27 protein-coding genes and 1 pseudogene are annotated in these 26,586 nt (G+C 61.7%); 11 read left to right on the top strand and 17 right to left on the bottom strand.

The annotated features are described in order from the left end of the window. Window positions 1-15: 15 nt before the first annotated feature. The 5 genes from lpqB to HMPREF2822_RS06455 form a co-directional block, all read right to left on the bottom strand. Complete coding sequence (gene lpqB / locus HMPREF2822_RS06475; protein ID WP_070522565.1) at window positions 16-1,725, bottom strand: MtrAB system accessory lipoprotein LpqB; 1,710 nt, start codon at window positions 1,723-1,725, stop codon at window positions 16-18. Continuing rightward, window positions 1,722-3,395: an MtrAB system histidine kinase MtrB gene (gene mtrB, locus HMPREF2822_RS06470; protein WP_255362897.1), complete on the bottom strand. Its 1,674-nt coding sequence runs from the start codon at window positions 3,393-3,395 to the stop codon at window positions 1,722-1,724. Before mtrB ends, lpqB begins: the two co-directional genes overlap by 4 nt. A 69-nt stretch (window positions 3,396-3,464) precedes the next feature. Continuing rightward, complete coding sequence (mtrA, locus tag HMPREF2822_RS06465; RefSeq protein WP_070522560.1) at window positions 3,465-4,151, bottom strand: MtrAB system response regulator MtrA; 687 nt, start codon at window positions 4,149-4,151, stop codon at window positions 3,465-3,467. 1 nt (window position 4,152) lies between these two features. Further along, window positions 4,153-4,773 carry a dTMP kinase gene (locus HMPREF2822_RS06460; protein ID WP_070522557.1) on the bottom strand — a complete coding sequence of 207 codons (621 nt, stop codon included), beginning with the start codon at window positions 4,771-4,773 and terminating at the stop codon, window positions 4,153-4,155. A gap of 33 nt (window positions 4,774-4,806) precedes the next feature. Next, entirely contained in the window at window positions 4,807-5,160 is a 354-nt protein-coding gene (locus HMPREF2822_RS06455; protein ID WP_070522555.1) for a DUF4259 domain-containing protein, read from the bottom strand. A gap of 377 nt (window positions 5,161-5,537) precedes the next feature. Here HMPREF2822_RS06455 and HMPREF2822_RS06450 point away from each other — a divergent pair, with 377 nt between their 5' ends. Then, window positions 5,538-6,470, top strand: coding sequence for a DNA-directed RNA polymerase II (locus tag HMPREF2822_RS06450; RefSeq protein ID WP_070522552.1), 933 nt, complete (start codon window positions 5,538-5,540; stop codon window positions 6,468-6,470). Window positions 6,471-6,500: 30 nt separating this feature from the next. Here HMPREF2822_RS06450 and manA read toward each other — a convergent pair whose 3' ends face one another. Together manA and HMPREF2822_RS06440 are read right to left on the bottom strand one after the other, a co-directional pair. After that, entirely contained in the window at window positions 6,501-7,730 is a 1,230-nt protein-coding gene (gene manA, locus HMPREF2822_RS06445; protein ID WP_070522550.1) for a mannose-6-phosphate isomerase, class I, read from the bottom strand. 9 nt (window positions 7,731-7,739) lie between these two features. Next, entirely contained in the window at window positions 7,740-8,693 is a 954-nt protein-coding gene (locus HMPREF2822_RS06440; protein WP_227485841.1) for an exopolyphosphatase, read from the bottom strand. Window positions 8,694-8,722: 29 nt separating this feature from the next. Here HMPREF2822_RS06440 and cobA point away from each other — a divergent pair, with 29 nt between their 5' ends. After that, window positions 8,723-9,451 carry a uroporphyrinogen-III C-methyltransferase gene (gene cobA, locus HMPREF2822_RS06435; protein WP_070522545.1) on the top strand — a complete coding sequence of 243 codons (729 nt, stop codon included), beginning with the start codon at window positions 8,723-8,725 and terminating at the stop codon, window positions 9,449-9,451. A gap of 22 nt (window positions 9,452-9,473) precedes the next feature. On the opposite strand, the gene HMPREF2822_RS06430 is transcribed toward cobA, so the two are convergent. Genes HMPREF2822_RS06430 through HMPREF2822_RS06415 form a run of 4 tightly spaced genes read right to left on the bottom strand, consistent with a single transcriptional unit; the run spans window position 9,474 to window position 13,111 of the window. After that, window positions 9,474-10,490: a sulfite exporter TauE/SafE family protein gene (locus HMPREF2822_RS06430; RefSeq protein ID WP_070522543.1), complete on the bottom strand. Its 1,017-nt coding sequence runs from the start codon at window positions 10,488-10,490 to the stop codon at window positions 9,474-9,476. Next, a complete protein-coding gene (locus HMPREF2822_RS06425) occupies window positions 10,483-11,175 on the bottom strand; it encodes a sirohydrochlorin chelatase (RefSeq protein ID WP_070522540.1) in 693 nt (230 codons plus the stop codon). The genes HMPREF2822_RS06430 and HMPREF2822_RS06425 overlap by 8 nt, the downstream gene beginning before the upstream one ends. Window positions 11,176-11,195: 20 nt before the next feature. Further along, window positions 11,196-11,444 (bottom strand): hypothetical protein, encoded by a 249-nt coding sequence (locus tag HMPREF2822_RS06420; RefSeq protein WP_070522537.1) that lies wholly within the window; start codon window positions 11,442-11,444, stop codon window positions 11,196-11,198. Beyond that, entirely contained in the window at window positions 11,441-13,111 is a 1,671-nt protein-coding gene (locus HMPREF2822_RS06415; protein ID WP_070522535.1) for a nitrite/sulfite reductase, read from the bottom strand. The genes HMPREF2822_RS06420 and HMPREF2822_RS06415 overlap by 4 nt, the downstream gene beginning before the upstream one ends. 229 nt (window positions 13,112-13,340) lie before the next feature. On the opposite strand from HMPREF2822_RS06415, the gene HMPREF2822_RS06410 reads away from it, so the two are divergent. Next, on the top strand, window positions 13,341-14,693 hold the full coding sequence (locus HMPREF2822_RS06410; protein ID WP_070522532.1) for an FAD-dependent oxidoreductase: 1,353 nt from the start codon (window positions 13,341-13,343) through the stop codon (window positions 14,691-14,693). A 137-nt stretch (window positions 14,694-14,830) separates the two neighbouring features. On the opposite strand, the gene HMPREF2822_RS06405 is transcribed toward HMPREF2822_RS06410, so the two are convergent. Beyond that, entirely contained in the window at window positions 14,831-16,198 is a 1,368-nt protein-coding gene (locus HMPREF2822_RS06405; protein WP_070522529.1) for a phosphomannomutase/phosphoglucomutase, read from the bottom strand. Between the two features lie 48 nt (window positions 16,199-16,246). Next, entirely contained in the window at window positions 16,247-16,690 is a 444-nt protein-coding gene (locus HMPREF2822_RS06400; protein ID WP_083299235.1) for a DUF3499 domain-containing protein, read from the bottom strand. A gap of 93 nt (window positions 16,691-16,783) precedes the next feature. Here HMPREF2822_RS06400 and HMPREF2822_RS06395 point away from each other — a divergent pair, with 93 nt between their 5' ends. Then, entirely contained in the window at window positions 16,784-17,254 is a 471-nt protein-coding gene (locus HMPREF2822_RS06395) for a metallopeptidase family protein (RefSeq protein ID WP_070522522.1), read from the top strand. A gap of 128 nt (window positions 17,255-17,382) precedes the next feature. Here HMPREF2822_RS06395 and HMPREF2822_RS06390 read toward each other — a convergent pair whose 3' ends face one another. The 3 genes from HMPREF2822_RS06390 to HMPREF2822_RS06380 all read right to left on the bottom strand — a co-directional run bounded on the left by HMPREF2822_RS06390 (window position 17,383) and on the right by HMPREF2822_RS06380 (window position 20,147). Continuing rightward, window positions 17,383-17,631, bottom strand: a complete 249-nt coding sequence (locus HMPREF2822_RS06390) for a WhiB family transcriptional regulator (protein ID WP_005528147.1) — start codon at window positions 17,629-17,631, stop codon at window positions 17,383-17,385. 489 nt (window positions 17,632-18,120) lie between these two features. Further along, complete coding sequence (locus HMPREF2822_RS06385; RefSeq protein ID WP_070522520.1) at window positions 18,121-19,215, bottom strand: mannose-1-phosphate guanylyltransferase; 1,095 nt, start codon at window positions 19,213-19,215, stop codon at window positions 18,121-18,123. A 56-nt stretch (window positions 19,216-19,271) separates the two neighbouring features. After that, window positions 19,272-20,147 (bottom strand): glycosyltransferase family 2 protein, encoded by an 876-nt coding sequence (locus HMPREF2822_RS06380; RefSeq protein WP_070522600.1) that lies wholly within the window; start codon window positions 20,145-20,147, stop codon window positions 19,272-19,274. Window positions 20,148-20,236: 89 nt separating this feature from the next. Between HMPREF2822_RS06380 and HMPREF2822_RS06375 the strand changes: the two genes are divergently transcribed. The 6 genes and pseudogenes from HMPREF2822_RS06375 to HMPREF2822_RS13300 all read left to right on the top strand — a co-directional run bounded on the left by HMPREF2822_RS06375 (window position 20,237) and on the right by HMPREF2822_RS13300 (window position 24,882). Then, entirely contained in the window at window positions 20,237-21,889 is a 1,653-nt protein-coding gene (locus HMPREF2822_RS06375) for an LCP family protein (protein ID WP_198530961.1), read from the top strand. A 45-nt stretch (window positions 21,890-21,934) separates the two neighbouring features. After that, window positions 21,935-22,639, top strand: a complete 705-nt coding sequence (locus HMPREF2822_RS06370; RefSeq protein ID WP_070522514.1) for a TIGR03089 family protein — start codon at window positions 21,935-21,937, stop codon at window positions 22,637-22,639. Window positions 22,640-22,663: 24 nt separating this feature from the next. Further along, a complete protein-coding gene (locus HMPREF2822_RS06365) occupies window positions 22,664-23,386 on the top strand; it encodes a sulfite exporter TauE/SafE family protein (RefSeq protein WP_070522511.1) in 723 nt (240 codons plus the stop codon). Window positions 23,387-23,562: 176 nt separating this feature from the next. Further along, window positions 23,563-24,291 carry a CAP domain-containing protein gene (locus HMPREF2822_RS12925; protein ID WP_083306821.1) on the top strand — a complete coding sequence of 243 codons (729 nt, stop codon included), beginning with the start codon at window positions 23,563-23,565 and terminating at the stop codon, window positions 24,289-24,291. 73 nt (window positions 24,292-24,364) lie between these two features. Further along, window positions 24,365-24,637 (top strand): annotated as a pseudogene (locus tag HMPREF2822_RS13665) (helix-turn-helix domain-containing protein); the annotation flags it as partial. A gap of 71 nt (window positions 24,638-24,708) precedes the next feature. Next, on the top strand, window positions 24,709-24,882 hold the full coding sequence (locus HMPREF2822_RS13300; RefSeq protein WP_158014571.1) for a hypothetical protein: 174 nt from the start codon (window positions 24,709-24,711) through the stop codon (window positions 24,880-24,882). A gap of 315 nt (window positions 24,883-25,197) precedes the next feature. On the opposite strand, the gene HMPREF2822_RS06360 is transcribed toward HMPREF2822_RS13300, so the two are convergent. Continuing rightward, the gene (locus HMPREF2822_RS06360; protein WP_232755615.1) at window positions 25,198-26,079 is read right to left on the bottom strand and encodes a LysR family transcriptional regulator; all 882 of its coding nucleotides are present in this window, start codon (window positions 26,077-26,079) and stop codon (window positions 25,198-25,200) included. A gap of 129 nt (window positions 26,080-26,208) precedes the next feature. Between HMPREF2822_RS06360 and HMPREF2822_RS06355 the strand changes: the two genes are divergently transcribed. Next, window positions 26,209-26,586 (top strand): thiamine pyrophosphate-binding protein (locus tag HMPREF2822_RS06355; RefSeq protein ID WP_255362895.1); only part of this gene is annotated, 378 nt, incomplete at its 3' end.

Raw genomic sequence — 26,586 nt, 5'->3', positions numbered from 1 at the left:
CACTCTAGCGCGACTCTAGCGCGCGATGATGGGTGAGGAGCGCACGCCCTGCAGACCTTCGACCTCACGCCAATAGGAGCGCTCGGACCCGCCCGCAGGAAGCTGCAACAGGGCGTGCGCATCGGTGACGTAGTGCGTCGACGGTGAGGACGCCACCGCCACCACGGGCGCGGTAATGTTTCCGGTAGGCAGTGTTGTTGCCGAAGAACCATCTTGCTCGATGCGCCACACCGGAGAGTTCGAGGCGGAGGTACCCACGAGCAGGGAGCCGTCCGTCTGCCACTCCACCGACAGCGCCGAACCGGTCAGCTCCGGGCCTACTTGGTGGACGTTGACTATGCGGCGCTCTCCCGACGTCGCGCGGGCAACCACGCCGGTGTACACGCTGCCGTCGATAATCATGGCGATGCGCGCTCCCGTGAGTGACAGACGGATGACCGAAATCTCTCCCTCCACGTTCTCCAACGCGGAGGTGTCAACCTCGGCGGTGCTCAGCTCTCCGGTGGCCGGAGAACGCGTCACGCGGACCACGTGTTTGCCGTCGACGACGGTCCACGCCACCTGGCCGCCCACCTCAAAAGTGGGGCGGGCCAGAGTCTCGCCCTTGATCGAATTCTCGAGCTCGTGGCCCAGCTCGCCCATCGTTAGCTGCGACTCCTTCTCGGAGCGCTTGCGCACGGCGGCCACCATCCCCTCATCGGAGATATCGGCGGACTGAATGTCATGAATCTGTCCGGCCATGCCCGGCACCTCGGCGCTGCCTTCACCCTTAACCTCAAGCAGCGAACCATCGTTGACTGCATAGAGCTTGGGCACCGATTGGGCGGCTACCTCGGGGTTAAACTCCGCGAAATCATCAATGGTCATCTCCTCCATGCCATCCACAAGCGGGCTGCCATCGATGGTGGCTCGGACGGAGTTCGTGATCTCGGCGTTGTTGAGGGTCCACACCAGCTGGGCGGCGAACTTAAGGCGCTCCTCCTGAGTCATCGAAGCCATGCCGCTGAACTCATAGACTCCATCATTGATTCCCAAGAAGGTGGCGTCCTTGGGGATCAGGCTGGAAGTTGCCGGCGCGATATCGGAGGATGGTCCCTGCAGCAAAAGCGTGACCAGCTCCGAGGCAATCGAATCCTTTCCCGAATAAAGCCAGCGACGATCCGCCACAAGCAGGCGTTGAGTCGTATCGAAAAAGTACAGCGACTGCGGGCGATAGCGATTGCGCAATTCGGTGCGCTCAATCACGGCACCGGTAGGCAGATCCGTAATGCGCCATTGCCCATTGAATTGGCGCAGCCGAACGGTCGCCTCAAGACGCGAGTTATCGGGGACATAGGCCCCGCCGTTGGCCAGACGGCCGATGATATTGCCACGCACCGAATACTCCAGGGCACCGTCCTCCATGTTCGAGGTCACCAGATCGATGGAATCCACCACGAGAACGGTGTCAGTAGGGTCCCAAGAATTGGCTATCTCAGAGGAAAGGAAGGTGCGTGCGGCAGCGTAGTTTCCGGTGGGAATCGCCACGGCCGAATAAAAGTCACGGACAAGCAAATCAGGTTCGCTATCGGCGCGCGGCTCGACGACGGCATCGTCGGCCCGGTCATGCGGTTCGAAGGTACTAATCACCTGCGGATCGGTGTTATGCGGCAACGTCGAACAACCAACGAGAGCGGTGAGTGCGACGCAACTGAGTACTGCGAGCGGGCGGCGGGCTGGAATCATCGCTGAGCCTCCTCCTCGAAGTCGGACACGCTGTCTTGGTTAAAAGGCGGATCCACGGCGCGGGCCTCACGCTCGGAGGGCCACACAATCCCGTTGTCCGTTTCTGCTTTAACCGCAGGAGCCTCCGGATCAGCGCTCAGCTCAAGAGCGAATTGTTCCTCTGCTTCTATGGGCTTCGGTGCCCCCGGCACTTCCAGAGCAATGGGCTCGGACTCCACCTGCTGCCCCGGAGTGCGTGGAAGGATCAATCGGAAGCGCGAACCGACGCCGTAGTAGCCGATGGCGTCGAGCGTGCCCCCATGGAGCACGGCATCCTCGCGAGCGATGGCAAGGCCCAAGCCGGTTCCACCAGAATGGCGCTTGCGCGAAGAATCCGCGCGCCAGAAGCGGTTGAACACCAGCTCTTCTTGGCCTTCCTTGAGCCCCACACCGGAGTCGGTGACGGCGATGCCGACGGCATCCTCAGTCGCGCCGACGTCCACGATGACGGGATTGCCCTCAGAGTGGTCGATGGCGTTCGCAAGCAGGTTGCGCAGGATGCGCTCGACGCGACGCGAATCGCATTCCACGGCGACGGGTTCCTCCGGCAAATGAAGGACGACCTCCACTCCGAGCTCCGAGGCGAGGTGCTCCACTTGGCTCAGCGCGGAGTCCACGCAGGAGCGAATGTCGATGGAAGCCGTGGAGAGGTCAGCCACGCCGGCATCGTGGCGAGAGATCTCCAACAGGTCCGCGAGCAAGTCCTCGAAGCGATCCAGCTCCTTGATGAGCAGCTCCGCCGAGCGCTTGGTGTAAGGGTTGAATTCATCCGCATCTTCCGCGATGACATCCGCCGCCATGCGCACCGTTGTCAATGGCGTGCGCAGCTCGTGGGACACGTCGGAAGTGAACTGCCGCTGGAGATCGCCATACTCCTCCAGTTGGGTGATCTGCTTAGACAGCTTATCTGCCATGTCGTTAAAGGAGGAGGCGAGGCGGCCCATTTCATCGTCTGAGTTGACCACCATGCGCTCACGCAGGTGGCCGGCAGCAAAGCGCTGCGCAATGCGCGAGGCGGAGCGAATCGGGACGATCACCTGCTGGGTTGCCAGCCAGGCGATGCCGACGAGGAGGACAACCACCACCACTCCGGCAGCCGAGAGCAAACCACGCATGAGAGCCATCGTGGATTCCTCAGATTCCATGGACAACACGAGGTAGACCTGGGTATTCGGAATGTCGCTTTCAATGGGCGTGCCCACCATCAGCGCGTTATAGGTTGCTCCCGATTGCTGGTCCACCGTGGCGTATTGCTGCACGACTTGGCCCCGGCCAACGAGCTCGCGCATCCCGCCGGGGATGCGGTAGCCCTCCGGGGACGTTGTGGCCGTGCCGTCGGAATTCTCCACGACGATGACCGGTTCATACACGGCCTGGGCGTCGGGTTGTTGCGCCGATAATTGGCCCAAGGCGGCGCGTGCAGAATTGATGCGCACCTGCGTTGAGTTTGCCGTACCGGTGGCATCGATCTGCTGTTCCACGGCCACGCGGGCGCGATCAAGCTCCTGAAGCGCCGTGTCCTCCTTCTGGCTCACCAGCTGCTGCGTCAGCACCGACACCAGCGCGTAGGCCAGGATGATCATGACCACCGTGGAGGCCACCAACATCATGCCCAGGACACGTGTCTGCAGGGAGGTGCGCCAGCGCTCGACGACGCCATCCCGGACTCGCCTTAACCAACCAAAAATAGCGGCAGTCCTTTACTCGGCGGTTTTTCCAGTCTTGTACCCCACGCCGCGCACGGTGAGGACGATACGGGGATCCTCGGGGTCGTGCTCAATCTTCGCGCGCAGGCGCTGGACGTGCACGTTGACAAGGCGTGTATCGGATGCGTGGCGGTAACCCCAGACAGATTCAAGCAGCGCCTCGCGAGTATGCACCTGGCCGGGCTTGCGCGCCATCTCCAGAAGAAGGTCGAACTCCAGCGGAGTCAGCGAGATTTCCTCGCCGCCCTTGCGGGTAACGGTGTGCTCGGGGACGTCGATAAGCAGGTCCCCCACCTCAATAATTTCTCCCGTGCCCCCATCGATTCGACGCAGGCGCGCGCGGATACGGGCGATGAGCTCCTTCGGCTTGAAGGGCTTGGTGATGTAATCATCCGCACCCGATTCGAGGCCGAGAACCACATCAACGGTGTCTGTCTTCGCCGTCAGCATGACGATGGGCACCGAGGACTCAGTACGAATGGCGCGGCAAATATCCACGCCATTCATGCCCGGAAGCATGAGATCCAACAGGATCAGATCCGGGTCATGCTCGCGGAAGGCCGGGATCGCCTCATTTCCATCGTTAACGGCAATAGGCTCCAGCCCTTCTGCCTCGAGCACGATGGTGAGCATTTCGGCGATTGCCGGGTCATCATCCACGACCAAGATTTTCGGTGCCACTTTATTGTTCTCCTACAAGCTCCTTGACAGCTTGGATAATCATATCGGCATCCGCGGTGGCGATCCACCGCCCTGCCCACTGCTGCTCTGCTAAGCGACGGTAGGCGGCCGCCGTGCGAGACTGCAACGCGGCATCGCGCTCATAGCGGTCGCGGTTGCGCCCTTCATCCTCTGCTGCACGGGCCACGGCTCGCTGGCCGGCAAGGGCGACGTCGGTATCCAAAAAGATCTGCAGCTGCGGCACCGGCAGGCCGAAGCGTTCAAACTCGAGCTCATAGATCCAATCGACGATGAGCTCACCGCCAACCCGCGCCGCGGAATACGCGGCGTTGGAAGCCACATAGCGATCCAAGATGAGCAGGGTATCCGTGGACTCAGCGGCGGCAAGGAGCTGCTCTTTGGCTCCGTGCCGATCCAGCGCAAAGAGCGTAGCCATTCCATAGACCGAATCGGTCAGATCCCCCATACGCCCATACAGGGCCTCCTGCGCGAGCTGCGCATGGATGGACTCTTCGTAGCGGGGAAAGCTCAAGACTTCGACATCGCAGGCTAGTTCTTCCCGCAGGCGCTGGGTAATGGTGTTTTTACCCGCGCCATCGATTCCTTCAATACTGATCAGCATGCTGTTATATCTAGCGTGTACCTAGTGCTGCCGTTAGGACAAGGCCTCGATGAAGGGCTCGAGGTCGTAGTCTTCCTCGACCTCTTCGAGCAACTCCAGGGCATGTTCGTTGAGGTTTTCGCTGCCGGATCCGGCGAGATCCCGGATGAAGGGATAGTCTTCGACGACTTCTCCGGCGCTGAACGGGGCGCCTGCCCAGATCGCGGCTATCGTGGCCGCCGCCAAGGCGTTACGCTGCTCCTCCTCGGTCTGTTCTTCGCCCGAGACCGCAAGCGCGCAGGCATCATCTACCGCGGCAACGATTTCTTCATCCTCAAGGTCTGCCAGTTCATCCAGGAAGTCGACGTTGACCTCGTCGGCGAAGATGTCCTCATCCCATGAGCTCATTGCTTTCTCCTTCATCCTTAAGTGAATTAGGGGTCTGTGTTTTTATCCGCGTTCGTGTATCCACGGTGGGCCGGTGCAGCTTCGCGGGCGGGCGCTCCGCGCAGCCGGTATCTAATCCAATTTCTACCATTCTTTAGATGCCCTCATGCAAGGCTTCGGTCAAGAGCGCGGTTTTATTACGGTCACATCGCTCCGTGCCGTCTTCCGACTGCCTCTCCTCCTGTCCTCCTCCATATGCTGCATTTCGCCCACTGCCCTATGCCACGCCTAAACGGGGAATTTTGCCCAGGCCATTTACTATCTCCGGATTCGTGTTATCGTTGTTACCGACTTGTGACATTTACGCAGGCTTTTGTGCAGGAAGGAGAGCGCCCCGCATGACGAGCAGTTCACGCCGCATCTTGGTCTTTGTCGCGGCCGGCCTCCTCTGTGCCGTCGCCGTAGGCGTCGCAGTGTGGCGCATGAGCGCGCCCGAATCCGTCGTGTCTAAGCCCTCCGCTGCCACCGCCGTGTCGAGCACCGCGTCTTCCGCTCCCTCGACAACGCATTCCTATACCACCACGGCTGCCCCGACATCCACGCAACCGAAGCAATCGAAAACTAATGTCGCCGCGCCGGCGGAGGATCCCTACCTGGCACCGAATGCCGTGGTGAACCGCACGGAGCCGGTTGGCCCCACGGCCGTCTACCGCCCGGACAATGTTTCCTCACTGCAGAACCAGCAGCCGCAGGCAACTCCGAACAATCCGTACCCGCAGGCGCCGGTCAGCACGGCCCCTGCCGTGCCGCCAACGGACGGCTCTACTCCGGCCTCCAAAACACCGATTCCGGGTACTCCTCAGCAAAGCTCCGAGCCCACTCAGCCGTCGGCCACGCCGGAATCTCAGACCGCCGTGCCGCAAGAGGGCCCAGTGGAGGACCAGGACGGCAACCAGCCCGCTGAGCAGCCGCAACCCAAGGAACCTACGCCCTCGCAGAACACTGGAGTTCCTAAACCCCTTGACTCCTTCATCCCGCACCCCGCCGGGTTCACTCAGAACGCGCCCGCGCCTGATGCGGAGCCGAAAGCGCAACAGGGCGAGCCTATCGATGTCGCTCCACAGGGCGGCGAGGTACAAGGCGCCGATGTAGTGGAAGCAGTGGAGCGCGAATCCGCGGCTTACCGCACCAACGAGGCCGCCCCGACTCCCGCCGCGCCGACGGATGATGCTCCCGCGGCGGCAGAGCCTTCCGCAGCGACCCCCACCGCTGCTCATTTAGCCGACAACGGCGAAACTACCGCCGCATCAGCATTGACGCAGTCCGCCTAATACCCGCGCCGTTAACTAAACGGCCGCCGACTAAACGCGGGCGATAAACACCTCGGCGTCTTCGCCACCGGTGGAACGAACGATGGCGGCCGGGTCGCTAGCGGGAATCCACGCCGCGTGACCCGCGCCAAGGCTGACGTTTTCTGCCTCGGCATTGCTCAATGCCACCGAGCCGGAGGTGCACAACACAATCATGGGGCCATCGCTGTCGACCTCGACGCTCTCCTCACCAGAAAGCTCGACGCGATCCAGCAGGAACTCCTCAATCGGCACTGGGTAGGACCATGCCTCTGCACCCTTTATGCCTCCTGTCTCGGCTGCGTCTTTCAGGTCCACGCGCGGATCTTCTGCCGCCTGGTAGGTGAGGACTTTAACCAGCTCGGGGACGTCAACAAACTTCGGGGTCAGGCCACCGCGCAGCACGTTATCGGAGTTAGCCATGATCTCTACACCCAGGCCAGAGACATAGGCATGCAGCTGCCCAGCGTCAAGGTAAATCGCCTCCCCCGGCTGCAGGACGATGTGATTGAGCAGCAACGCGCCCAACACGCCGATATCCCCCGGATATTGCTCGTTGAGCTTGGCCACGGTTGCCATCACGGTGGCCATCCACGGCTCGCCCGCCTGGTTGCCGCGCAGGCGCTCGCCCGCCGCTACCACCGCGCTGATCAGCTCCTTGCGCTTGGCACCCGGGATCGTAATCCACGTGGTAAACAGCGCGCGGAGGCTGTCGCCTTCAGCGGCAGGATCGGTGTCGAGCATGCCCTCGTAGTGAGCCAGTTCTTCGCAGTCCAAGGCCGCAAAGAGGCTGCGGGTCTGCGCTAGCGGACGGAAACCCGCCATGGCGTAGAACTCCGTGAGCGCCACGATGAGCTCTGGCTTGTGGTTGTCATCCTTGTAGTTGCGGTTTGACGCCGTGAGGTCGATTCCCGCCGCGTTCTCGCGGGCGAAACCTTCCTCGGCCTGCCGCTTCGAAGGGTGCGCCTGCAGCGACAGCGGCTCTGCAGCCGCCAGAATCTTCAGCAAGAAGGGAAGGCCGGCGCCATACTTGTCAGCCACCCTCTGCCCCAGCTGGCCTTGCGGATCCGCCGCGATGATCTCATCCAGCTTTTCTCCCTCAATCGTTGAGGGATCCGCCGGGTGCGCACCAAACCACAGCTCAGCAACCGGGCTTTGAGCCTCGGGCTCGCCGAGCAGCGTCGGAATCAGCGTGCGCGAGCCCCACGAGTAATTGCGGGCAGCACTGGTGAGCAACTTCATTGACTTCCTCTATTTCACGTCGTAGGCGGTCGCGGCATAACTGCGCGTAATCAACTGCAGCGCGCGGGCCAATTCCCCACAGGAGGTATCGGCGCTCGCCGCTGCGAACGAGTGGGGAAGGTTCGCCTCTTCCTGTCCCCATAAAACAATTTTCAAGGGTACCAAAGGCTCTTCCGATTCAAACGGGTCATAGAAGATGTCCGTCGGATTTGTCTGCAGAATCGGCCCTAAGCCTTCCGCGTCGACGACGGTCCCGCCTAGCCCATGGACTGCCCACAGCGTGCCCGCCATGCGGGCAACGAGAGCGTCGAGGTGCACCCGCGTGCGCTCCTCCGAGAACGCATAGGGATCGGGTCCACAGCTGTGGATGATTCGTCCGCCTTCCACAAATTCACGCAACGCGCGCCCGGGGTTCGTCGTGGAATCGCGCTGCGGTGACAGCGCTTCCAGCTCACGGTCCACGGCATCGGCAACGTCCTCCAACCGGCGGGAGACCAACACCGGGTCTTCGCTTAACACCGCGCTCACCGCATGCACGGCCGTGATGGCGCGCACCGGTGAAATCCCTTCGGCCGTGGGAAGGGTGTCGATGACGACGGTGTCCTCAGGAGCATCCTCGATTTCATTCAGCAGAATCGTCGTCGCCCCTCGGCGCGCGGCGTCGTGCAGCGCGCGCTCTGCCCATGGGCTATCCCCCGCCACCACCACGACGTCGAGGGCACCGGTAAAGAGCGGCAGCGATTCGCTGACCATGATGGGAACCTCAGCGGGCTCGGCTAGGCCCACGGCGACGTGGGCAGCGGCGCGGGAAACCTGGTCAGCGGCAAGGACGACGATGCTGCGCGGGCGCAGCCCACCCAGCACGCGAGCCAGCTCCGGTACGGCGGCGGCCACCACGCGAGCTTGCGCGCCTTCGTGGGCGATGTCAAAGAAGCTCACGGATTCGGGGTCATAAGAAGTCATAGGCCCGAGCATAGCTAGGATGAGTGGCCATGAGCATTCATCCGGTAGTCCTTGTCGGCGGCGGCCCTGGCGCGTGGGATCTCATCACCGTGCGCGGCATGCGGGCGCTGCAGGAAGCCGAGGTCATCGTGGCTGATCACCTCGGCCCCACTGCCCAGCTGGATAAGCTGTGTGATGTTGACGCCAAGGAGCTTATCGACGTCTCCAAGATCCCCTACCGCGCCCAAGTGGCCCAGGAGCGCATCAACGAGGTCCTCATCGAGCACGCCCAGGCAGGCCGCCGCGTGGTGCGTCTGAAGGGCGGCGATCCTTATGTATTTGGTCGCGGCTTCGAAGAGCTCACCGCACTTACCGCCGCGGGTCTCCCGGTGGAGGTCATCCCCGGAGTGACCTCGGCGGTGGCCGTCCCCGCGCTGGCAGGAACGCCGGTGACTCACCGTGGCGTCGTCCATGCCTTCACGGTGGTCTCCGGGCACCTGCCGCCAGGACACCCCAAGTCCTTGGTGGATTGGGCAGCACTCGCGCGGTCTGGGGCCACACTTTCGGTCATCATGGGTGTGAAGAACGCGGCGGCCATTGCCACCGCGCTGATCGACGCCTCCCTTTCCCCCCACACCCCCGTACACATCATCCAGGAGGGCTCCCTCAACGGTGAGCGGGCATTCCACTGCGAGCTGGCTCAACTAGGAGCCACAATGGAGGAAAACTCGGTGGCTCCGCCAGCGGTCATCGTTATCGGCGAGGTTGCTGGGCTCTAGTCAACGCCTATACGGCAGGTTTCTATGATCGCGGCGAGCTCACGCCGACGGGTTCTGAATCCTCCGCAGGAGTGCCGGCAGGAAAGCCATCGCGTCCGGTCGGCTCCGTGGTTTCGACAACACGGCTGCCGCCCCGCTGGGGCGCGGTGCTGGCACCGCTGTGCTCGTTTTCCTTGCCGCCAGCGCGGCGCGCACGGCGGGCGTTTCCCCACACAGTCACCGCCACGCCCAGAACGAGCGCGATGAACTGCACGATGAGGGTCTGCGGGTGCTGCAGGGCCCACCCCAAAGCTTTGGGGATGTTGAGCGCCACGATGGCAGTTCCGACGAATCCACCGAGGAGTGTGGGATTGATGCGGGAAATGAGCCACGCCGCAACCGGCGCAGTGATCGCCCCGCCGATAAGCAGGGCCACGACCGCGGCAGCGTTGGCCACGATTTCTTCCCAGAGGCCAACGATGAAGCCTGCCGTCGCACCAAAGGTAACAAGGAATTCTGCGGTGTTGACGGTGCCGACAATGCGCCGCGGTTGTTCGCGGCCGACCGCCAACAGCGTCGAGGTGGAAATCGGCCCCCATCCGCCGCCACCCGAGGCGTCGACGAAGCCTCCCAGCACTCCGAGGCCGGCGAGGAAAGGAGTCGAATGCGGCCGGGATTCTCGCGGTGCGGCGCTGCGCGTTCGCGAAAAGCGCCAGACCAGGTTGATGCCCAAGGCGATGAGGATGGCGGAGGTTACGGGCGCGGCTGCTTCCAGTGAGAGGTTGGACAGAACCGCCGCCCCGATGAAGGCAGACAGGCCTCCTGGCACACCGAGCTTGAGCACGGTGGGCCAGTGCACGTTGCCGAAGCGCCAGTGGCTGATTCCGGAGACCAGAGTGGTGCCGAGCTCCGAGGTGTGCACTACCGCAGAGGCTGTTGCCGGCCCCAGACCAGCCAGCAACAGGATGGTGGTAGAGGTTACGCCAAAGCCCATTCCGATGCCGCCGTCGACAAGCTGCGCGGCAGCACCCGCCAGCGCGATGAGGATGAGGCTACGCATGGGCCACCTCCGCATAGCGATGGGACACAATGCCGGCGAGGGCCTCCCCTAGCGGAGGGAGCACACGCCTGGGCTGCTCACTGGTATGCCTAGAATCCCCTTCGAGGCGATCCAAGAGCAAGCCGGGACTCACGAAGAGCGGCACTACGACCTCCTGGCTCCCCTCCGGCCCCACGGGCCGGCGCTCGCCGCGCGTAGCAAAAGAGACCTCCGCCGCGCAGCCGGTGAGCTCGCCCACGCGCCTTGCTAGGTCAGCTACCGCAGCATTAGCACGCTCATCGGAGGAACCGACGGAGTACACCACGACGGTATCCGTTCCTTCCGGCACCTGCTGCGCGAGCAGCCTGGCCATATCCTCCCCGGTGCCGAGGCCGCGTGCTTGGCGGAGGGTGACTCCGGAGGCCGCGGAGGCCTGGGCCAGTGCAGCGGGGACGTCGACGCGCTGGTGGTAGCCCTCTGTAAAAAGCAAGGGCACAACAATCGCCTCGCGCACGCCTTGTTCAGCAAGGTTGTGCGCGGCCTCTTCGAGGGGAGGATCGTTGAACTCGAGGTGCGCGGCGGTGGCTGGCGCACCGGCAAGCTCGCCGGCAGCGCGGGTCAGGGCCGCCACGCTCGCTGCGGCCGCGGGATGGCGCGAGCCGTGCGAGAGGGTCAGCAGTGCGGTGGTGGAATTCGGGGCTGTCATGACTGGGCGGTGTCCTTTTCCTAGGCGGTGGCGGTGGAGTGGCCGCGGCGAGCGAGGGAGCGCTGCAAAGCCTCCGTTGAGGACACCGCCGGCGCGGGCGCTACGGGGGCATCATCTTGGCCATGGAAACGCACGGAAAAGATCCGGAGGCACTCTTCGCACTTCCACGCAAAGTCGTCTTCCTCGTCTGGGAAAAGATCGGTGCCGGCACAGTAGGGGCAGTACGCCGGGTGGTTGCGGTTGGGGTTGGGCTTGCGGCGGAAACTCATTGCAAGTCCTCCTCGTCCGCGCGCAGCACCCAGTGGCGGAACTGTTCGCCGTCTTCGCGCTGCTCCTTATATTTATTGACCAAGCGGATGACGTAGTCGGGCACTTCATCGGCCACCACCTTGTGCCCGCGCAGCTTGCGGCCCCAGTCCGGGGATAGGCCGAGGGCACCGCCGAGGTGGACCTGGAATCCTTCGACGCGATTGCCATCAGCATCGGTCACGATCTGTCCTTTAAGCCCGATGTCAGATACCTGCGAGCGCGCGCAGGCATTGGGGCAGCCGTTGAGGGCGATGGACAGCGGCACATCGAGGTCGCCAAGGGTATCTTCCAGGATGTCGACAAGCTCGATGGCGCGGGCCTTGGTGGTCACGTGGGCGAGCTTACAAAATTCCAGGCCGGTGCAGGAGATGACGCCGCGGCGGAACTCCGAGGGCTGGGAGTACAAGCCCGTCTCATCCAAAGCGCGGGACAGGGCGGGGATATCCTCTTCCGCGACGTCGAGGAAGAGAAGCTCCTTCATCGGGGTGGTACGGATGCGGCTAATGCCGAACTTCTCCGCCACGTCGGCGATGGCGATGAGCTGCTCACCGGTGGCATGCCCCACGGTGGGCTTGACGCCCACGTAGAACTTGCCGTCCCGCTGGCGGTGCACGCCGAGGTGGTCGCGGCTACCGGGGGCGATGGGGAGCGGGAGGCCGTCGAGAAGCGGCGCGTCCAGATACTCCTCTTCTAGAACCCTGCGGAACTTCTCAATGCCCCACTGCGCCACGAGGAACTTCAGGCGCGTGCGGTTGCGGTTGCGGCGGAAGCCATAGTCGCGGAAGATGCGCGCGACACCGGCCCACACCTCCGGGACGCGCTCAAGCGGGATCCATGCGCCGAGGGATTGCGAGAGCATCGGGTTGGTGGACAGGCCTCCGCCCACGAAGCAATCGAAGCCCGGCCCGTACTCAGGGTGCTCGGTGCCAACAAAAGCGATGTCCTGGATTTCGTGCGTCACGTCCTGCCGGGAGTTGCCAGAAATGGCGGTCTTAAACTTGCGCGGGAGGTTGTGAAACTCCTCGCGCGGGAGATAGTTGTTCTTGATCTCCTCGATGGCCGGGGTGGCGTCGATAATCTCGTCGGCCGCCACGCCCGCTACCGGTGAGCCTAGGATGACGCGGGGCACGTCGCCGCAGCCCAGCAGGGTATCCAAGCCGACGGAGCGCAGTTTCTCCCAGATGGCGGGAACGTTTTCAATCTGAATCCAGTGCAGCTGTATGTTCTGGCGGTCCGTAAAGTCCGCGGTGGAGCGCGCATAGTCGCGCGAAATCTCCCCTACGGCGCGCAACTTGGCGGGATCGGCGCGTCCGCCGTCGAAGCGCACGCGCATCATGAAGTATTCATCCTGCAGCTCGGTGTTGCTGAGCTTAGAGGTCATCTCACCGCCCAGGTTCTGGTTGCGCTGGGTGTACAGGCCCAGCCACTTGAAACGGGGAGCGAGATCCTCGGCGGAGATGGAAGAAAATCCCTGCTTGGAATAGATATCGATAACGCGCTGGCGCACGGCCAGGGCATCGTCGGCCTGCTTGATCTCCTCGTCGGAGTTCAGCGGTGCAGTGCCATCAATCTTCCACTGGCCTTCCGGTTTCTTCGCGCGTGGCTTTCGCTTTGTGGCGGTGGTCATAATTTGCTACCTTTCGTCGGTTAGTGAAAACCTACCGGTCTAGACAAAGCAGACAAAGCAGTCTTTTTTATTTTCTCCCGAATATGCAAAGCACGCTGGGTTTATGCCACAATGTTCTCCGAATGTAATTAGGCCCAGTTGCCCTACAGCAGACAAGCCGGTTCAATGAAACCCACGCTTGTTTAGACCTAAGCTTTCGTTAGTTACTACAACATTCCGAAAGGCCATCATGACCCAGCAGCCCCTGAAAGTAGCCGTCATCGGCGCCGGCCCAGCCGGCATCTACGCCTCCGACATCCTGGTGAAGAAGACCGGCGGCAACGTTCAGCTCGATCTCATCGAGCAGATGCCAGCCCCCTTCGGGCTCATCCGCTACGGAGTGGCTCCGGACCACCCGCGCATTAAGGGAATCATTAACTCCCTGCACCGAGTGCTCGACACCGAACAGATCCGCCTTCTGTCCAACATCACTGTGGGCCGCGATGTCACCGTCTCCGAACTCGAGGAATACTACGACGCCGTCGTCTTCGCCACCGGCGCCGTTGGTGACCGGGGCATGCAGATCCCGGGCTCCGATCTCGAGGGCATCCACGGCGCCGGCGAGTTCGTCGGCTTCTACGACGGAAACCCGCGCTTCGAGCGCTCCTGGGATCTCTCCGCCACCGACGTCGCCGTGATCGGCGTGGGCAACGTGGGCCTCGACGTGGCCCGCATCCTGGCCAAGACCGGCGATGAGCTTAAGGAAGCCACCGAGATCCCCGATAACGTCTACGAGTCCCTGGCCAAGAATCAGGCCACCACCGTGCGCGTCTTCGGCCGCCGCGGCCCGGCACAGGCCAAGTTCACCCCGCTGGAGCTCAAGGAGCTCGACCACTCCCCCACCATCAACGTGGTGGTGGACCCGGAGGACATCGACTACGACGAGGCCTCCCTCAAGGCCCGGGAAGAGGCCAAGTCCTGCGACCTGGTCTGCCAGACCTTGGAGAGCTACGCCATCCGCGAGCCCAAGGATGCGCCGCACACCCTGCAGATCCACCTCTTCGAGCAGCCTGTCGAGTTCATCGGTGAGAACGGCAAGGTCACGGCAGTAAAGACCGAGCGCACTGCCCTCAACGGCGATGGCTCCGTCACCGGCACCGGCAAGTTCACCGAGTGGCCGGCACAGGCCGTCTACCTGGCCGTGGGTTACCGCTCTGATGCCATCGAGGGCGTTCCCTTCAATAAGCAGAAGAACGTCATCAACAATGACGGCGGCCACGTCGTCGACCTCGACGGTGACGTCGTGCCGGGCCTCTACACCACCGGCTGGATCAAGCGCGGCCCGGTGGGGCTCATCGGCAACACCAAGTCCGATGCCACGGAGACCATCGGCATGCTGCTTGCCGACGCCGAAGCAGGCAACCTCTCCCACTCCCGCGAGGAGGACATCGTGGAACTCTTCAAGTCCAAGGGCTTGGAGCACCTGACCTGGGAGGGCTGGAAGAAGCTCGACGCCGCCGAGCGCGCACTGGGTGAAGCCGAGGGCCGCGAGCGCAAGAAGTTCGTCGAGTGGGAAGAGATGGTCAACCACTCGCGCGACTAAGCCGGCCCGTCCCAACTAAAACTGCCCTATCTGACGAAGTTATCGCTCCCGCCGCAATGAACGCGGGGAAAATCGTCAGATAGGGCAGTTTTCGCCTCAAGTCTCAAGGAATTAGTGTGAAGGACTGTACCTTCACACTAAGCGCGGATGATGGCAAGCACCTCATCGACGATGGCCTGCACCTCGTCGGCAGTCTTGGCCTCAACGTTGAGGCGCAGCAGCGGCTCAGTGTTGGAGGCGCGGACGTTGAACCACGCGTCGGTGCCCTTCAGCTGTACGGTCACGCCATCGAGCTCGTCGACAGACTCAATCTTGTCCGCCAACTCATCGAGCACACGCTGCGTCGTAGCCTTCTGGTCCTCCACAGTGGAGTTGATCTCACCCGAGGCCTCGTACCGTGAGTACTGCGCCATGAGCTCGCTCAGCGGCTTGTCCTGCTCACCCAGAGCAGCCAGCACGTGCATGGCAGCGAGCATGCCGGAGTCCGCATTCCAGAACTCCTGGAAGTAGTAGTGCGCGGAGTGCTCGCCGCCAAAGACCGCCTTCTCCTTGGCCATCTGGGCCTTGATGAAGGAGTGACCCACGCGGGTACGCACGGCCTTGCCGCCCTTCTCCGCGATGAGCTCCGGAACGGTCTTGGAAGTAATCAGGTTATGGATGACGGTGGCACCAGGGAACTTGTCCAGGTAGCGCTCCGCCACCAGCGCACAAATAGCAGAAGGCGAGACCGGCTGGCCCTTCTCATCCACAACGAAGCAGCGATCCGCATCGCCGTCGAAAGCAAGCCCGATATCCGCCTTCTGTTCGACGGTGAACTTCTGCAGGTCCACCAAGTTCTTCGGATCCAGCGGGTTAGCCTCGTGGTTGGGGAAGGTGCCGTCGAGCTCAAAGTAGAGATCCCGAACGTCGAAAGGCAGGCCCTCAAAGACCGCCGGGACGGTGTGGCCACCCATGCCATTCGCGGCGTCGACTGCCACGACCAATGGGCGGGAGTTCTCCAGCGGCACCAGGCCGCGAAGGAATGCCGCGTAGTCCGGAAGAACCTCACGCTCAGTGACGGTGCCCGGCTCACCGTCGAAGGCCGGGGTGCCGTCGATCAGCATGTCCTTGATCTGCTCCAGCCCCGTCTCCTGCCCCACCGGAACAGCGCCCGCGCGGCAGAGCTTGATGCCGTTGTACTTAGCCGGGTTGTGGGAGGCGGTGAACATAGCGCCCGCGCAATTGAGGTGGCCGGCGGCAAAGTACAGCTCATCGGTGGACGTGAGGCCGAGCTGGATAACATCAAGGCCCTGCGCGGCAGCGCCCTCAGCAAAGGCGGCTGCCAGCTGCGGGGAGGACGGACGCATGTCGTGGCCCACTGCCACGGTGGTCTCCCCTTCCCCACGGAGGATGGCGGCGTAGGCCGCGCCAGTATCGCGCACGAGGGTTTCGTCGATGTCCTCACCCACGACGCCACGGACGTCATAGGCCTTGATCACTGCATTGAGCTGTTCACGAGTTCGCATAGCCCACAAGCATACCCCCGTCAGTCGCGGTAATCCGCGTGCGACGAACTAGTCGGCGTCCGGAACCACCGTCAGGTGAGCGCGGCGGCGCTGGCGGGCATCGTGGACGCGGCGGGTTCGGAACACGGGGTGGTTCGAATTCCGCGGATCCGCGCCGTCGAAAGTAGCGGAATAGTCAATGGGATCGGCGCCGGAACCAGCAGTGGAATCATCCACCAGGCCAGTGGTCACGCGCCCGGCCTCCCGGACCGCCTCGGCGAGAGCTGTAAGGTCATCGTCCTCATCGAGCTCGATGCGGTCAACGCGCACCATTTCCCATCCTTGCGGGGCGGTAATTCGTGCGCTGTGCTTTTCGCACAGATCCCAGGCATGGGGATCGGTTTCTTCGGAGAGTGGGCCCACGACGGCGGTTTGCTGCGCGTAGGCGTAGGTCAACGTCGCCACGGCGGGACGGCCGCAGCCGGGGCGGGAGCAATGGCGAGAGCTATTCACGAGCCCAAGTCTAAACCCTAACTTGAGATTTAGATAGTTCAGCGCGGCGCGTCTCGCCACGAGCCCGCCTCGATGCGGCTTAGACTAAGCCGCATGACCACGCCCCGCCCGCATATTCGCCCGGCCCGCCACCGCCATGGCCGTGGTGCCCGCGGGCCGCTGTTGCCGCAGAATACGCCGCGCTACCGCAGCAGCGCCGAGCGCTTCGACATGGCCGCGCTCGAGGCCTACGCCCCCATTCACAATGCCTTTGCCGAGCAGCTCACCGGACTCGATCTCGCCGTTGATACCGTGCCCCGCATGCGCCTCTCAGTTGATATGACTGTGTTACCGGATGAAATCATCGCCGATGGCCCCGTTCCGCTCGGGCGCATCGTCCCGGCGGGCGTGGATTCCGAAGGCCAACCCACGCGCGCCCGACTCGTCATTTTCCGCATGCCCGTGGAGGAGCGCGTGCACTCCGCGCAGGAGCGTGAAGAGCTACTGTCCACGGTGCTAACCGCTCTGGTGGCCAATTACCTCAACGTCGATCCCGGTGATATCGATCCGCGTTTTACTTGGTAAAGGCTAGGGGTGCAGAGCGCCCCTGCCCTAAAACCACTACTCCCCCTCACCGCCGAGACCCGAGCCAAATGACATAGGACTGTGCAGTGAGGGGGAGCACTGATGCTGGTTAGTAGCTGCTTTGAGCTCTAACCAATCTCACGCTTGAGGCGGCGACGCTCACGGTCCGAAAGCCCGCCCCAGATACCGAAGCGCTCGTCATGCTCCAAGGCATACTCGAGGCATTCATCACGCACCGCGCAGGCCTGGCAGATACGCTTAGCCTCGCGGGTAGATCCTCCCTTCTCCGGGAAGAATGCTTCTGGATCCGTCTGGGCGCACAGCGCCTGGTCTTGCCACTCCTGCTCGACGGCACCAAAGAGTTCATCGAGCGACATCTCTGCAGCAGCACCGCCACGGAGAATAGCGCTGTTATTCGTTGTATTGTCCACGCCGCTTCCTTTCTCCGAGGTCGTTTCTCTCTTGATTCGATGGCACCGACCCTACACCGAAAAGATTTTTCGGTGCCGTGCCCGCCGTGCCGTTGATTACACTGATGTCATTTCACACCGAATCACTAAATATCGTCAACCTGTCGCGGGAGATTTTTCGGCGGCTCCAGCGAAAACGCTGTACAGCATCCTCAACTTTCACATCCGTCACAGATTACCTATCTAGGGGGCAATCATCGGGGGTACTACATGTAGTGGCCACCCCCAACCCTGTGAACAATTCTAAGGTTACTTCGGCGTGTCGCCACCCAATTGGGCAAAACACATGGATCTCATTCGCACCATGAAAACCATGCGTCACGCCCAAAAGATACGGAAAGCACCGAGAAGGTTCCTTCCTCCTCGGTGCCTTGTCCTCCTTTTACGGCGCAGCGCTTAGGCGTCGGAGCTGAAACGCACGCCAGCGTCCGGAATGCTCACGCCCGGGAAGACGCGCATGCCGCCCTGCAGTTCGCAACGCGCGCCAATGGTGGCACCTTCACCAATAACGCAGCCATCGATATGCGCGTTGGCACCGATGTGCGCGCCCGAGGCAATGATGGAGTTATTAATGATGGCACCCGGTTCAATGGTCACGCCGTCAAAGACCACCGTGCCGTCCAAACGCGAACCCGCCCCAATGACAGACCCGCGGCCCACAGCCGTACCCGACAGCAACAGCACGCCACCGGCAATACCCGCGGACTCATCCACCACGGACTCGCCCGTGCGGCCCACCAGCAACGGTGAATGCGCAATGCCGCGCACCAGATCGGAAGAACCGCGGACGAAATCATCCGGGCGGCCCATGTCGCGCCAATAGGAGTTGTCCACGTGCCCAACCACTAGGCGGCCGGACTCCAGCAGCTGCGGGAAGGTCTCGCGCTCCACGGAAACCACACGGCCCTCCGGGATGGTCGCAATAACATCCTTCTTAAACACGTAGCAGCCAGCGTTAATCTGGTTCGTCGGCGGATCCTCGGTCTTCTCCAAGAAAGCGGTCACCCGCCCGTTGGAATCCGTCGGGACGCAGCCAAACGCGCGGGGATCGGCAACGTTGAGCAGGTGCATCGTCACGTCGGCATCCTTCGAGTGGTGAGTATCGAGGATGCCGTTGAGGTCCATACCGGACAAAACGTCACCGTTGAACACCATGACCGTATCCTGGCGCAGCTTGTCGTAGACATTGCGGATACCGCCGCCCGTACCCAGCGCGGTTTCCTCCACGACGTACTCGATCTCCAGACCCAGATCTGAGCCGTCCCCGAAGTACTCCTCAAAAACCTCCGCCTTATACGAGGTGGAGAGCACCACGTGCTCAATCCCCGCGTCCTTGATGCGGGCGAGGAGGTGCTGAAGGAATGGGTAGTTGGCCGTGGACAGCATCGGCTTCGGTGTGCCAATCGTCAGCGGGCGCAGGCGAGTGCCGCGACCTCCCACCAGAATGACGGCATCGGCCGTCGATCCCCACTGGGGCGCTGATTCAGTCATATCGTTCCTTAATCTCTTTTCAGATAAGCCACCGTTAGTGTATAGGCGCACCTAGCTCAGGAGCCGTCGCGGCACGCGCTTAATACCAGCCCACGTACTCGCAGCCCCAGCCACAGGGCCACGCGCAGGGGCGCTTGGTACCAGTGCGGGTGCCTGTCCGCCTGGAAGCGATAGGCCGAATCATGGTGCGCGCGCAACATTGCGCCGCGGTGCGCCTGCGTCGAATGGCCTTTGGCGTGGGTAATCACCGCCGTGGGGCAGAAGATATTGCGCCAGCCGGCGCGGACGAAGCGGTCACCTAAGTCCACATCCTCCAAATACATGAAGTAGCGCTCATCAAAGCCGCCAATCTGTTCAAAAGCCTCCCAGCGCACCAGCAGGCAGGAGCCGGACAACCACCCGGCGGGGCGCTCGCTGTCCATATCGGCGTCATCGCGGTAGGCGCGCGACCACGGATTGGAAGGCCAGATTGTGCCAAACAACGCGTGCCCAATACCCGTGAGCAGCGTAGGCACGGCGCGCGCCGAGGGATAGTTGCTGCCATCCGGCTCCACGATGCGCGGCCCCACCGCCGCGGCATCCGGGTGGCGGCGCGCGCACGCAATCAGCTCGTCCAAAGAGCCTTCACTAAACGTCACGTCCGGGTTGGCGATGAGGAAAAATTCGTCATCGACCCCACGCGCACGCACAAAGCGCGCGCCGGCGTTCATCCCCGCGCCGTAGCCGATGTTGCCGCCGGTATCGAGGAATTCCACGTCCACGTGTTCCCGCGCGGCGGCTTCTGGCACCCCGTCGGTCGAGCCGTTGTCGGCAAGGATGGTGAGGGTAGGGCGGGACGTCGCCAAGCGCAGCGATGCCAAGAAGTCGCTGAGGTAACGGCCGGGAGAAAAGGTCACGGTGACCACGGCCAGGGGTTTCTGTAAATTCTTCACGATGAATCTGAGCGTACCCAACGCCAACGCGCGCACGCGCCCGCGACACTGCTTCACGTTTTTGCAGCGAGCTCACCTAAACTAGTCCCGTGACTTCCCCGAACTCCCCGCGCGCCGCCCGCCATATCCAGGCCGCGCCCTCGCAGTCCGCGCCCACCGCCCAACGAGGATCGACGCCGGTGAAAGCCATCGTCGCTTTCTTGTCCGCCGTCGTCCTCGTGGTCTCCGGCGTGGGTTACTTCACCGTGGGCAAGCTGGGAAATGACATCTCCTCTGCGTCGAACCTGGCGCTGGGCAACCAGGGTGGTTTCAAGGACAGCAGTCTCGATGGCGCGGTAGATATCCTGCTCGTGGGCAAGGACTCCCGCACCGACGCCAAGGGGAATCCGCTTTCCGAACAGGAGCTGGCAGATCTGCATGCCGGCGTGGACGAAGGAGAGGAAAACACGGACACCATCATGGTGATCCGTATTCCGAACGATGGCTCGCGCGCGACTGCGGTGTCCATCCCGCGCGATACCTATGTCCACGACAGCGAGTTCGGAAACACCAAGATCAATGCCGTCTTCGCGCTCCACAAGTCCGCCAAGATGGAGGAGCTCCAGCAGGAGAACGCTGAAGCTGAGGCAGCAGGTAAGAAGCCTCCTCACACGGAGAAGGAGATGGAGAAGGAGAGCACGGAGGCCGGCCGTGCTGGTCTCATCTCGATGGTGCGCACGCTCACGGATGTCAGCGTTGATCACTACGCTGAGGTGGGGCTCTTGGGCTTCGTGCTGCTTACCGACGCCGTCGGGGGCGTCGATGTCTGCCTCAACAATGACGTGGATGATCCGATGTCCGGTGCGAAGTTCCCGAAGGGGCGCCAGACCCTCAAGGGCTCCGAGGGCTTGTCCTTCGTGCGCCAGCGCTACGACCTGCCGCGCGGTGACCTTGACCGCATCGTGCGCCAGCAGGCCTACATGGCATCGCTGACCTCGAAGGTGCTGGACTCGGGCACGCTGACCTCCCCTGGAAAGCTCAACAAGATTGCCGATGCCGTGGAGCGCTCCGTGGTCATCGATGACGGTTGGGACATCATGGGCTTCGTTACCCAGCTGGCCGGGCTGGCCGGCGGCAACGTGACCTTTACGACGATCCCGGTGACCTCAATTACCGGCGTGGGCGATTATGGCGAATCGGTGGTGACCATCGATACCGCGGAGGTCCACCGCTTCATGGATGATCTGGCCAAGTCCCAAGAGAAGGCTGAGGAAGAAAAGAAGTCTGAGGATGCCGCCACGGACAAGGCAGCCGAGGAGGGCGAAAAGCCCGTGGCCGAGGACCTCAACCTCCACGTCCTGAACGCCGGCACCGTCGACGGCATGGCCGGCGGAATCGGCGCGTGGTTGAAGAACGTGGGCTACACCGTTGAGCGCACCGCCAATGCGCAGTCGGGCCTGTATACCGAGTCCCAGATTGTGGCCGCGGATGCCAACGATGAGCGCGCCCAGGCCTTGGCTGAGCAGCTCGGCGGCCTGCCGGTCACGGCCAACGAGGAGCTCGAGCCGGATACCTTCATCGTGGTAGCTACCGATGACTACTCCGGCCCGAAGGATGACTCCGCGCAAGAGGAAGAAGCTACCGCGGAGACCGACCAGGGTGGCGACACCCAGCAGGTAGGTACCCCGGGCGATGATTTCGGTACCGCGGAGGTTTCGCCTGAGATCGACGCTGGCGGCGAAGGCCCGCGCTGCGTGAATTAAGAGCGTCGTGGCGGGCTGAGCGCCCGCCACCTACGATGGGCGGACATGGAACTCCTACAGCATCTCCTGTCCGCCGATGCCTCTGCTCCCCGGCTCAGTGTTTATAACGAAACTGACGGCACCCGCATGGATTTCTCGGCGCAAACGCTGGAGAACTGGACCTCCAAGATTGCCAACATGCTGTTAGAAGAGCTCGACCTCGAACCAGACACGGACTCCCGCATCCTCATTGACCTTCCGGTGTCCTGGCAGGCTGCCGTCATTGCGCTTGGGGCGCTAGCCGCCGGCATCCCCTTCGACATGAAAGATGGTGCGGCTGCTACAGAACCGCACGCCGACGATATCGCCGTGGTTTTCACCTCCCCGGAGACCTATCTCAAGGCTGCGGCGGGCACCGACTCTGCGTCAGCCCCACTGGTCGATACCGTGCTAGTCACGCAGGATCCTTTTGGCCGCGGCGTTGTCGAAAGCGGCGGCGAACTGCCGCTCGGCACCATCGACTTTGGCCCCACCGTGCGCTTCTATGGTGATCACTTCTATCGCACCACTACCCCACTACCCGAGCTTTTCCCCACGGATTTGGGCGCTGAGCGCGTGCTTTCCCAAGGCTGGACGGACAGCATGTCCTTCCAACGTGCTGTGTTAGAGCCACTGGCTGCGGGTGGCTCGGCCGTCATCGTGGCGGGCCTATGCTCAGCCGACCGTTTGGAGGACATCGCGACCAACGAGAAGGTCACCGTCCGCTCCTAAAGCTTGTCGTGAGATAGTAGAGCAATGTTCAGCTGGCTCTACGTCTTCATCGGCCTGCTCATCCTCGTGGGGACAATCTGCCAGGGCACCATCGGATTTGGGCTGGGCACCATCGCCACCCCCATCTTGGCGCTGATCAAACCGGAGCTCGTTCCCACACTCATCCTCCTGCTGGCCTTCGTCATTTCCACCACGACAATGCTCAAGTCGCGCTCGGCGGTGTCCTGGGACATCGTGGCCGTCTCCTCCATCGCGCGCATCCCCGGCTCGCTGCTCGGCGCGTGGGCGATTGCCTCCCTCTCCCACCGCGGGCTCTCCCTTTTCATCGGTTGCGCCGTCATCTTCGCCATGACCTTGTCCAGCCTCGGCTGGTCCCCCAAGCGCACCACCGCCAACATTGCGGTGGCAGGCGTTGCCTCCGGGTTCCTGGGAACATCAACCTCCATCGGTGGTCCGCCCATGGCCTTAGTTATGAAGGGCTACGACCCAGCCCGCATCCGCGGAACCCTGTCGGGCACATTCATTATCGGCTGCACCATCTCACTAGCCATCTTGGGCTTAAGCGAGCAAATCACCAGGCTGCAGCTCACCGCCGCCGCGGCCTACCTGCCGGTAGCCATCGTGGGCCTCATCGCCGCCGGCTACCTCAACCGTTTCATCAACGCCACGGTGCTCAACCGCATCGTCATTGTTGTGGCGATCAGCGCGGCTGTGGCACTCATTGTTGAGGGGCTGGTTGCTGCCTAGCGTTCGCGTCCTACAGCCAGGACCGCGCTCCGCACTGCCCAATCTGCCCAAGTTATCGCTTCCGCCTTTGGCGATTCTCGTAATCGTCGCATGATCAATAAAAGTGTGCCAAAGTAGTTGACAGCTTCATTATTATAATTAATTATAAAACATAAGAGAACAAAGAAGGAATTATCATGAATAAGCCAAAGAAGTTTATCGCCACTATCGTCGCATCTGCAATGATCGCTACTGCAACTCCAGCAACTGCTTCAGCTGCACCAGTACAAACCCCTATCGGCACTATCCAAGTACCTGACAATCTCATGCAGACTTTCGGACCAATTCTTGCTGCTATCGGTGGTCTAGGAGCACTAGCTGCAATCATTGGTGGTATCACAGGCGGCAGCAATGACAGTTCTTCTATTCTATCTTCACTAGCTTCTAAGAATACTCCAGCACCACAACCACAAGATCCTAATACTGGTAATCCAGGAACTGGAAATTCTGGTAATGAGCAGCCAACAGACCCTAATATCACAAGGTTTGGTGGACCAAAGGCTACCTCGCTTTCATCTGCACAGATTAGGGAACTAGAACGTCAAGTTTTCGACGAGATTAACGCTGAGCGTCAACGTAGGGGGCGTGTACCACTAGACTGGAGTGACAATTTCTATTCTTCTGCAAAGAAGAGTTCTACTCGAATGGCTCGAGAAGGAAATACTCATCATACTGATTTCAAATCAAGTGAAGCAGCAGAAACAATCAAAAGTTATCCACTAGACCAGATTGGTAAAGCAGCTGTAAACAAGTGGAGTGGCAGCGCAGGTCACTGGAATATTCTTATGAGTGATTACGCTTACTATGGTGCTGTAAGCATTACACCAGCAGATGATAACACTTATGTAGTTGTATTCCAAGGATAATAAAGTTATTATTTACAATAAGTAAATAATAATTAACACGATTTATAAGGAAGCAAGGTAACATAAATGCTCTCGAAAAAATCTCATCTTCACGGGCGAAGACTCTGCTATTAATAATCTTTTGCTCAACATGCCTGGTGCAGTAGCGGAATTCGAGCGCTCGCGAATCAAAGGACGTCAACGAGAGGGGATCGCCATTGCAAAGGCCAAAGGAAAATACAAAGGCCGTAAACCGTCACTAACCCCAGCATAGGCCAATGAGGTTGCAGAGCTTAAAGCCAACGGCGTATCAATCGCAGAAATCGCCCGTCGTTACAGTGTTTCACGTCCGTGCTTTGGAAAATAGCTAAACGCACCGTGCGAGGGCTGTGTTGAGTAGTATATGTAAGTCTCTATCGACTAGATGGAGGAAATGGCATGCTCACTAACGCAGCTGAATTTTTCGTTGCAAACCCGAATATGATCAACCCGGAGGGCATTAAGTTGATTGCCGGAGTACTCTTGGGCGGTCTTGCTGTGCTCGCTCTCGGTATTGGTTCCAGTGTTGCAGGGCCAACCGCGCTACTGGCATCCTCCATGGCAGGCGCATAAGTCTCTACAAACTTAGAAACGCCCCGGCACCTTGAAAAAGCCGGGGCATTCGTGTTCCTAGGCTACGTAATCTCCCCACGGCGCACCCGAGTTGCCAGCGCACCTTTGGATAGACCGCGCACAATGCCATGGCTCATGTCATTCCCCCCGTTAGGCCTCCAAGGTAACACGGTGCACCGCTGAGCGCTGTGCAACTGCCCTACCTGACAAAGTTATCGCCTCTGACTCAAGATCTGGCCAGAACTTTGGCAACAAGGGCAGTTATCTCCTTGAAGCGGGCAAGAGGAATCACCGCCCAACGCCAAGAAGCAGACCCTAGCGAAGCGAGCCCTCAATAAAACTGCGGAAACGCTGGGCAATCTGCGCAATCTCCTGCCCTGCGAAGTGCCCCGGGGACCAGGCCGCGACCAGCGGCACACCGCCTAGGACGCGCTCGCCATCGACGACATCAAAGCCCACCAGCCGCGCTGGCTGTAGCTCCGTCATCAGGGCTACGGCCCGGCCAGAGCGGGCCAAGGCGCTCAAGGTGGCGGTGTCATCGCACTCCACGTGCGAGCCCAACGCACAGCCAGCAGTGCCTACGAAAGAATCCACCACCCCGCGGGAAACACTGCGCCGCGAGGGCAGCGCCACCTTTTCTTGCAATAACCGTTTAACCTCCACGCTGGTCGAACCCGCACACTCCAGTGCTAAGGGATGCGTCGGCGGCACCCAGGCGCGCACCGGAATCGTGCCCAGCGCCAGGGAGGCCACGTCATTGCCCGGCGGAATGGTGGCAATCACCACGTCGGCGGCGCCTTCCAGTGCGTCGAAAACGTCATAGTGCGTGACCGGGGTCGTGGTGAGCAGAGGGATAGTTGAGCCAGCTGCTTCAATAAAAGGGGCAAGTAGCGTCGAAATCGTCGTCGGCGTAGCCGCCACCCGCAACGCCGGGACACTGCCCGCCCGAAGTGCCTCCACCGCCTGCCCGGCGCGCGCGGATTCCGCGAGGAGGCGGCGGCAAGTCGGGATGAGGGCATGCGCCGCATCGCTGAGCGCTAGCGAGGAACCAGCCCGCACGAAGAGCTCCAGGTCCAGCTCTTTTTCAAAGCGCCGCAGCTGGCGGCTCAGCGCCGGCTGGGTAATACCCAGGCGCGCCGCGGCAGCGGTCACCGTGCCAGCCTCAGCCACCGCAAGGAAATATTTGGCCTTCATCATGTCCATTTCCCTACTTTTACCACCAACCATGCCCTGAGGGTATAGCTTTCCAGCTTTCTAGGCATTAGAAAACATGGCATCACCAAAGAATAATGAGACCATTACCACAACTACTTTAGGGAGGTTTCCATGTCACACGTCGGCGCCGCTATTGCCGAATCCCTCGCCGCGCACCACGTCACCCGCACATTCCTCGTGCCTGGCGAAAGCTTCCTTCCCGTACTAGACGGGCTCTACGATTCCCCCGTGAAGGCCGTCGTCTGCCGCCACGAAGGCGGCGCTACCTACATGGCCGAAGCCCACGGCAAAGCCACCGGCCAGCCCGGCGTAGCCATGGTCACCCGCGGCCCCGGCGCGGCTAACGCCTACGTGGGCATCCACACCGCTTGGCAGGACGCCACCCCACTCGTCCTCTTCGTGGGCCTCATCCCCACCTCCGACCGTGACCGCGAATCCTTCCAGGAATTCGATCCCAAAGCGGCTCTTCCGGTTTCGGGGTGCGTAGCG

The organism is Corynebacterium sp. HMSC062E11, from assembly GCF_001811845.1.
Lineage (GTDB): Bacteria > Actinomycetota > Actinomycetes > Mycobacteriales > Mycobacteriaceae > Corynebacterium > Corynebacterium hesseae.
Note: the sequence above shows the minus strand (reverse complement) of the source record. Positions and strands in the feature narration are given on the sequence as shown.

Excerpts from the sequence above, each read along its gene's own strand:
- HMPREF2822_RS12925 (WP_083306821.1), top strand. The coding sequence starts at position 23,563 with ATGAATAAGCCAAAGAAGTTTATCGCCACTATCGTCGCATCTGCAATG.
- HMPREF2822_RS06410 (WP_070522532.1), top strand. The coding sequence starts at position 13,341 with ATGACCCAGCAGCCCCTGAAAGTAGCCGTCATCGGCGCCGGCCCAGCC.
- HMPREF2822_RS06430 (WP_070522543.1), bottom strand. The coding sequence starts at position 10,490 with ATGCGTAGCCTCATCCTCATCGCGCTGGCGGGTGCTGCCGCGCAGCTT.
- HMPREF2822_RS06450 (WP_070522552.1), top strand. The coding sequence starts at position 5,538 with ATGACGAGCAGTTCACGCCGCATCTTGGTCTTTGTCGCGGCCGGCCTC.
- HMPREF2822_RS06395 (WP_070522522.1), top strand. The coding sequence starts at position 16,784 with ATGACCACGCCCCGCCCGCATATTCGCCCGGCCCGCCACCGCCATGGC.
- HMPREF2822_RS13300 (WP_158014571.1), top strand. The coding sequence starts at position 24,709 with ATGCTCACTAACGCAGCTGAATTTTTCGTTGCAAACCCGAATATGATC.
- lpqB (WP_070522565.1), bottom strand. The coding sequence starts at position 1,725 with ATGATTCCAGCCCGCCGCCCGCTCGCAGTACTCAGTTGCGTCGCACTC.
- cobA (WP_070522545.1), top strand. The coding sequence starts at position 8,723 with ATGAGCATTCATCCGGTAGTCCTTGTCGGCGGCGGCCCTGGCGCGTGG.
- HMPREF2822_RS06370 (WP_070522514.1), top strand. The coding sequence starts at position 21,935 with ATGGAACTCCTACAGCATCTCCTGTCCGCCGATGCCTCTGCTCCCCGG.
- HMPREF2822_RS06415 (WP_070522535.1), bottom strand. The coding sequence starts at position 13,111 with ATGACCACCGCCACAAAGCGAAAGCCACGCGCGAAGAAACCGGAAGGC.
- HMPREF2822_RS06460 (WP_070522557.1), bottom strand. The coding sequence starts at position 4,773 with ATGCTGATCAGTATTGAAGGAATCGATGGCGCGGGTAAAAACACCATT.
- manA (WP_070522550.1), bottom strand. The coding sequence starts at position 7,730 with ATGAAGTTGCTCACCAGTGCTGCCCGCAATTACTCGTGGGGCTCGCGC.
- HMPREF2822_RS06365 (WP_070522511.1), top strand. The coding sequence starts at position 22,664 with ATGTTCAGCTGGCTCTACGTCTTCATCGGCCTGCTCATCCTCGTGGGG.
- HMPREF2822_RS06440 (WP_227485841.1), bottom strand. The coding sequence starts at position 8,693 with ATGACTTCTTATGACCCCGAATCCGTGAGCTTCTTTGACATCGCCCAC.
- HMPREF2822_RS06360 (WP_232755615.1), bottom strand. The coding sequence starts at position 26,079 with ATGATGAAGGCCAAATATTTCCTTGCGGTGGCTGAGGCTGGCACGGTG.
- HMPREF2822_RS06455 (WP_070522555.1), bottom strand. The coding sequence starts at position 5,160 with ATGAGCTCATGGGATGAGGACATCTTCGCCGACGAGGTCAACGTCGAC.
- HMPREF2822_RS06405 (WP_070522529.1), bottom strand. The coding sequence starts at position 16,198 with ATGCGAACTCGTGAACAGCTCAATGCAGTGATCAAGGCCTATGACGTC.
- HMPREF2822_RS06385 (WP_070522520.1), bottom strand. The coding sequence starts at position 19,215 with ATGACTGAATCAGCGCCCCAGTGGGGATCGACGGCCGATGCCGTCATT.
- HMPREF2822_RS06425 (WP_070522540.1), bottom strand. The coding sequence starts at position 11,175 with ATGACAGCCCCGAATTCCACCACCGCACTGCTGACCCTCTCGCACGGC.
- HMPREF2822_RS06420 (WP_070522537.1), bottom strand. The coding sequence starts at position 11,444 with ATGAGTTTCCGCCGCAAGCCCAACCCCAACCGCAACCACCCGGCGTAC.
- HMPREF2822_RS06390 (WP_005528147.1), bottom strand. The coding sequence starts at position 17,631 with ATGTCGCTCGATGAACTCTTTGGTGCCGTCGAGCAGGAGTGGCAAGAC.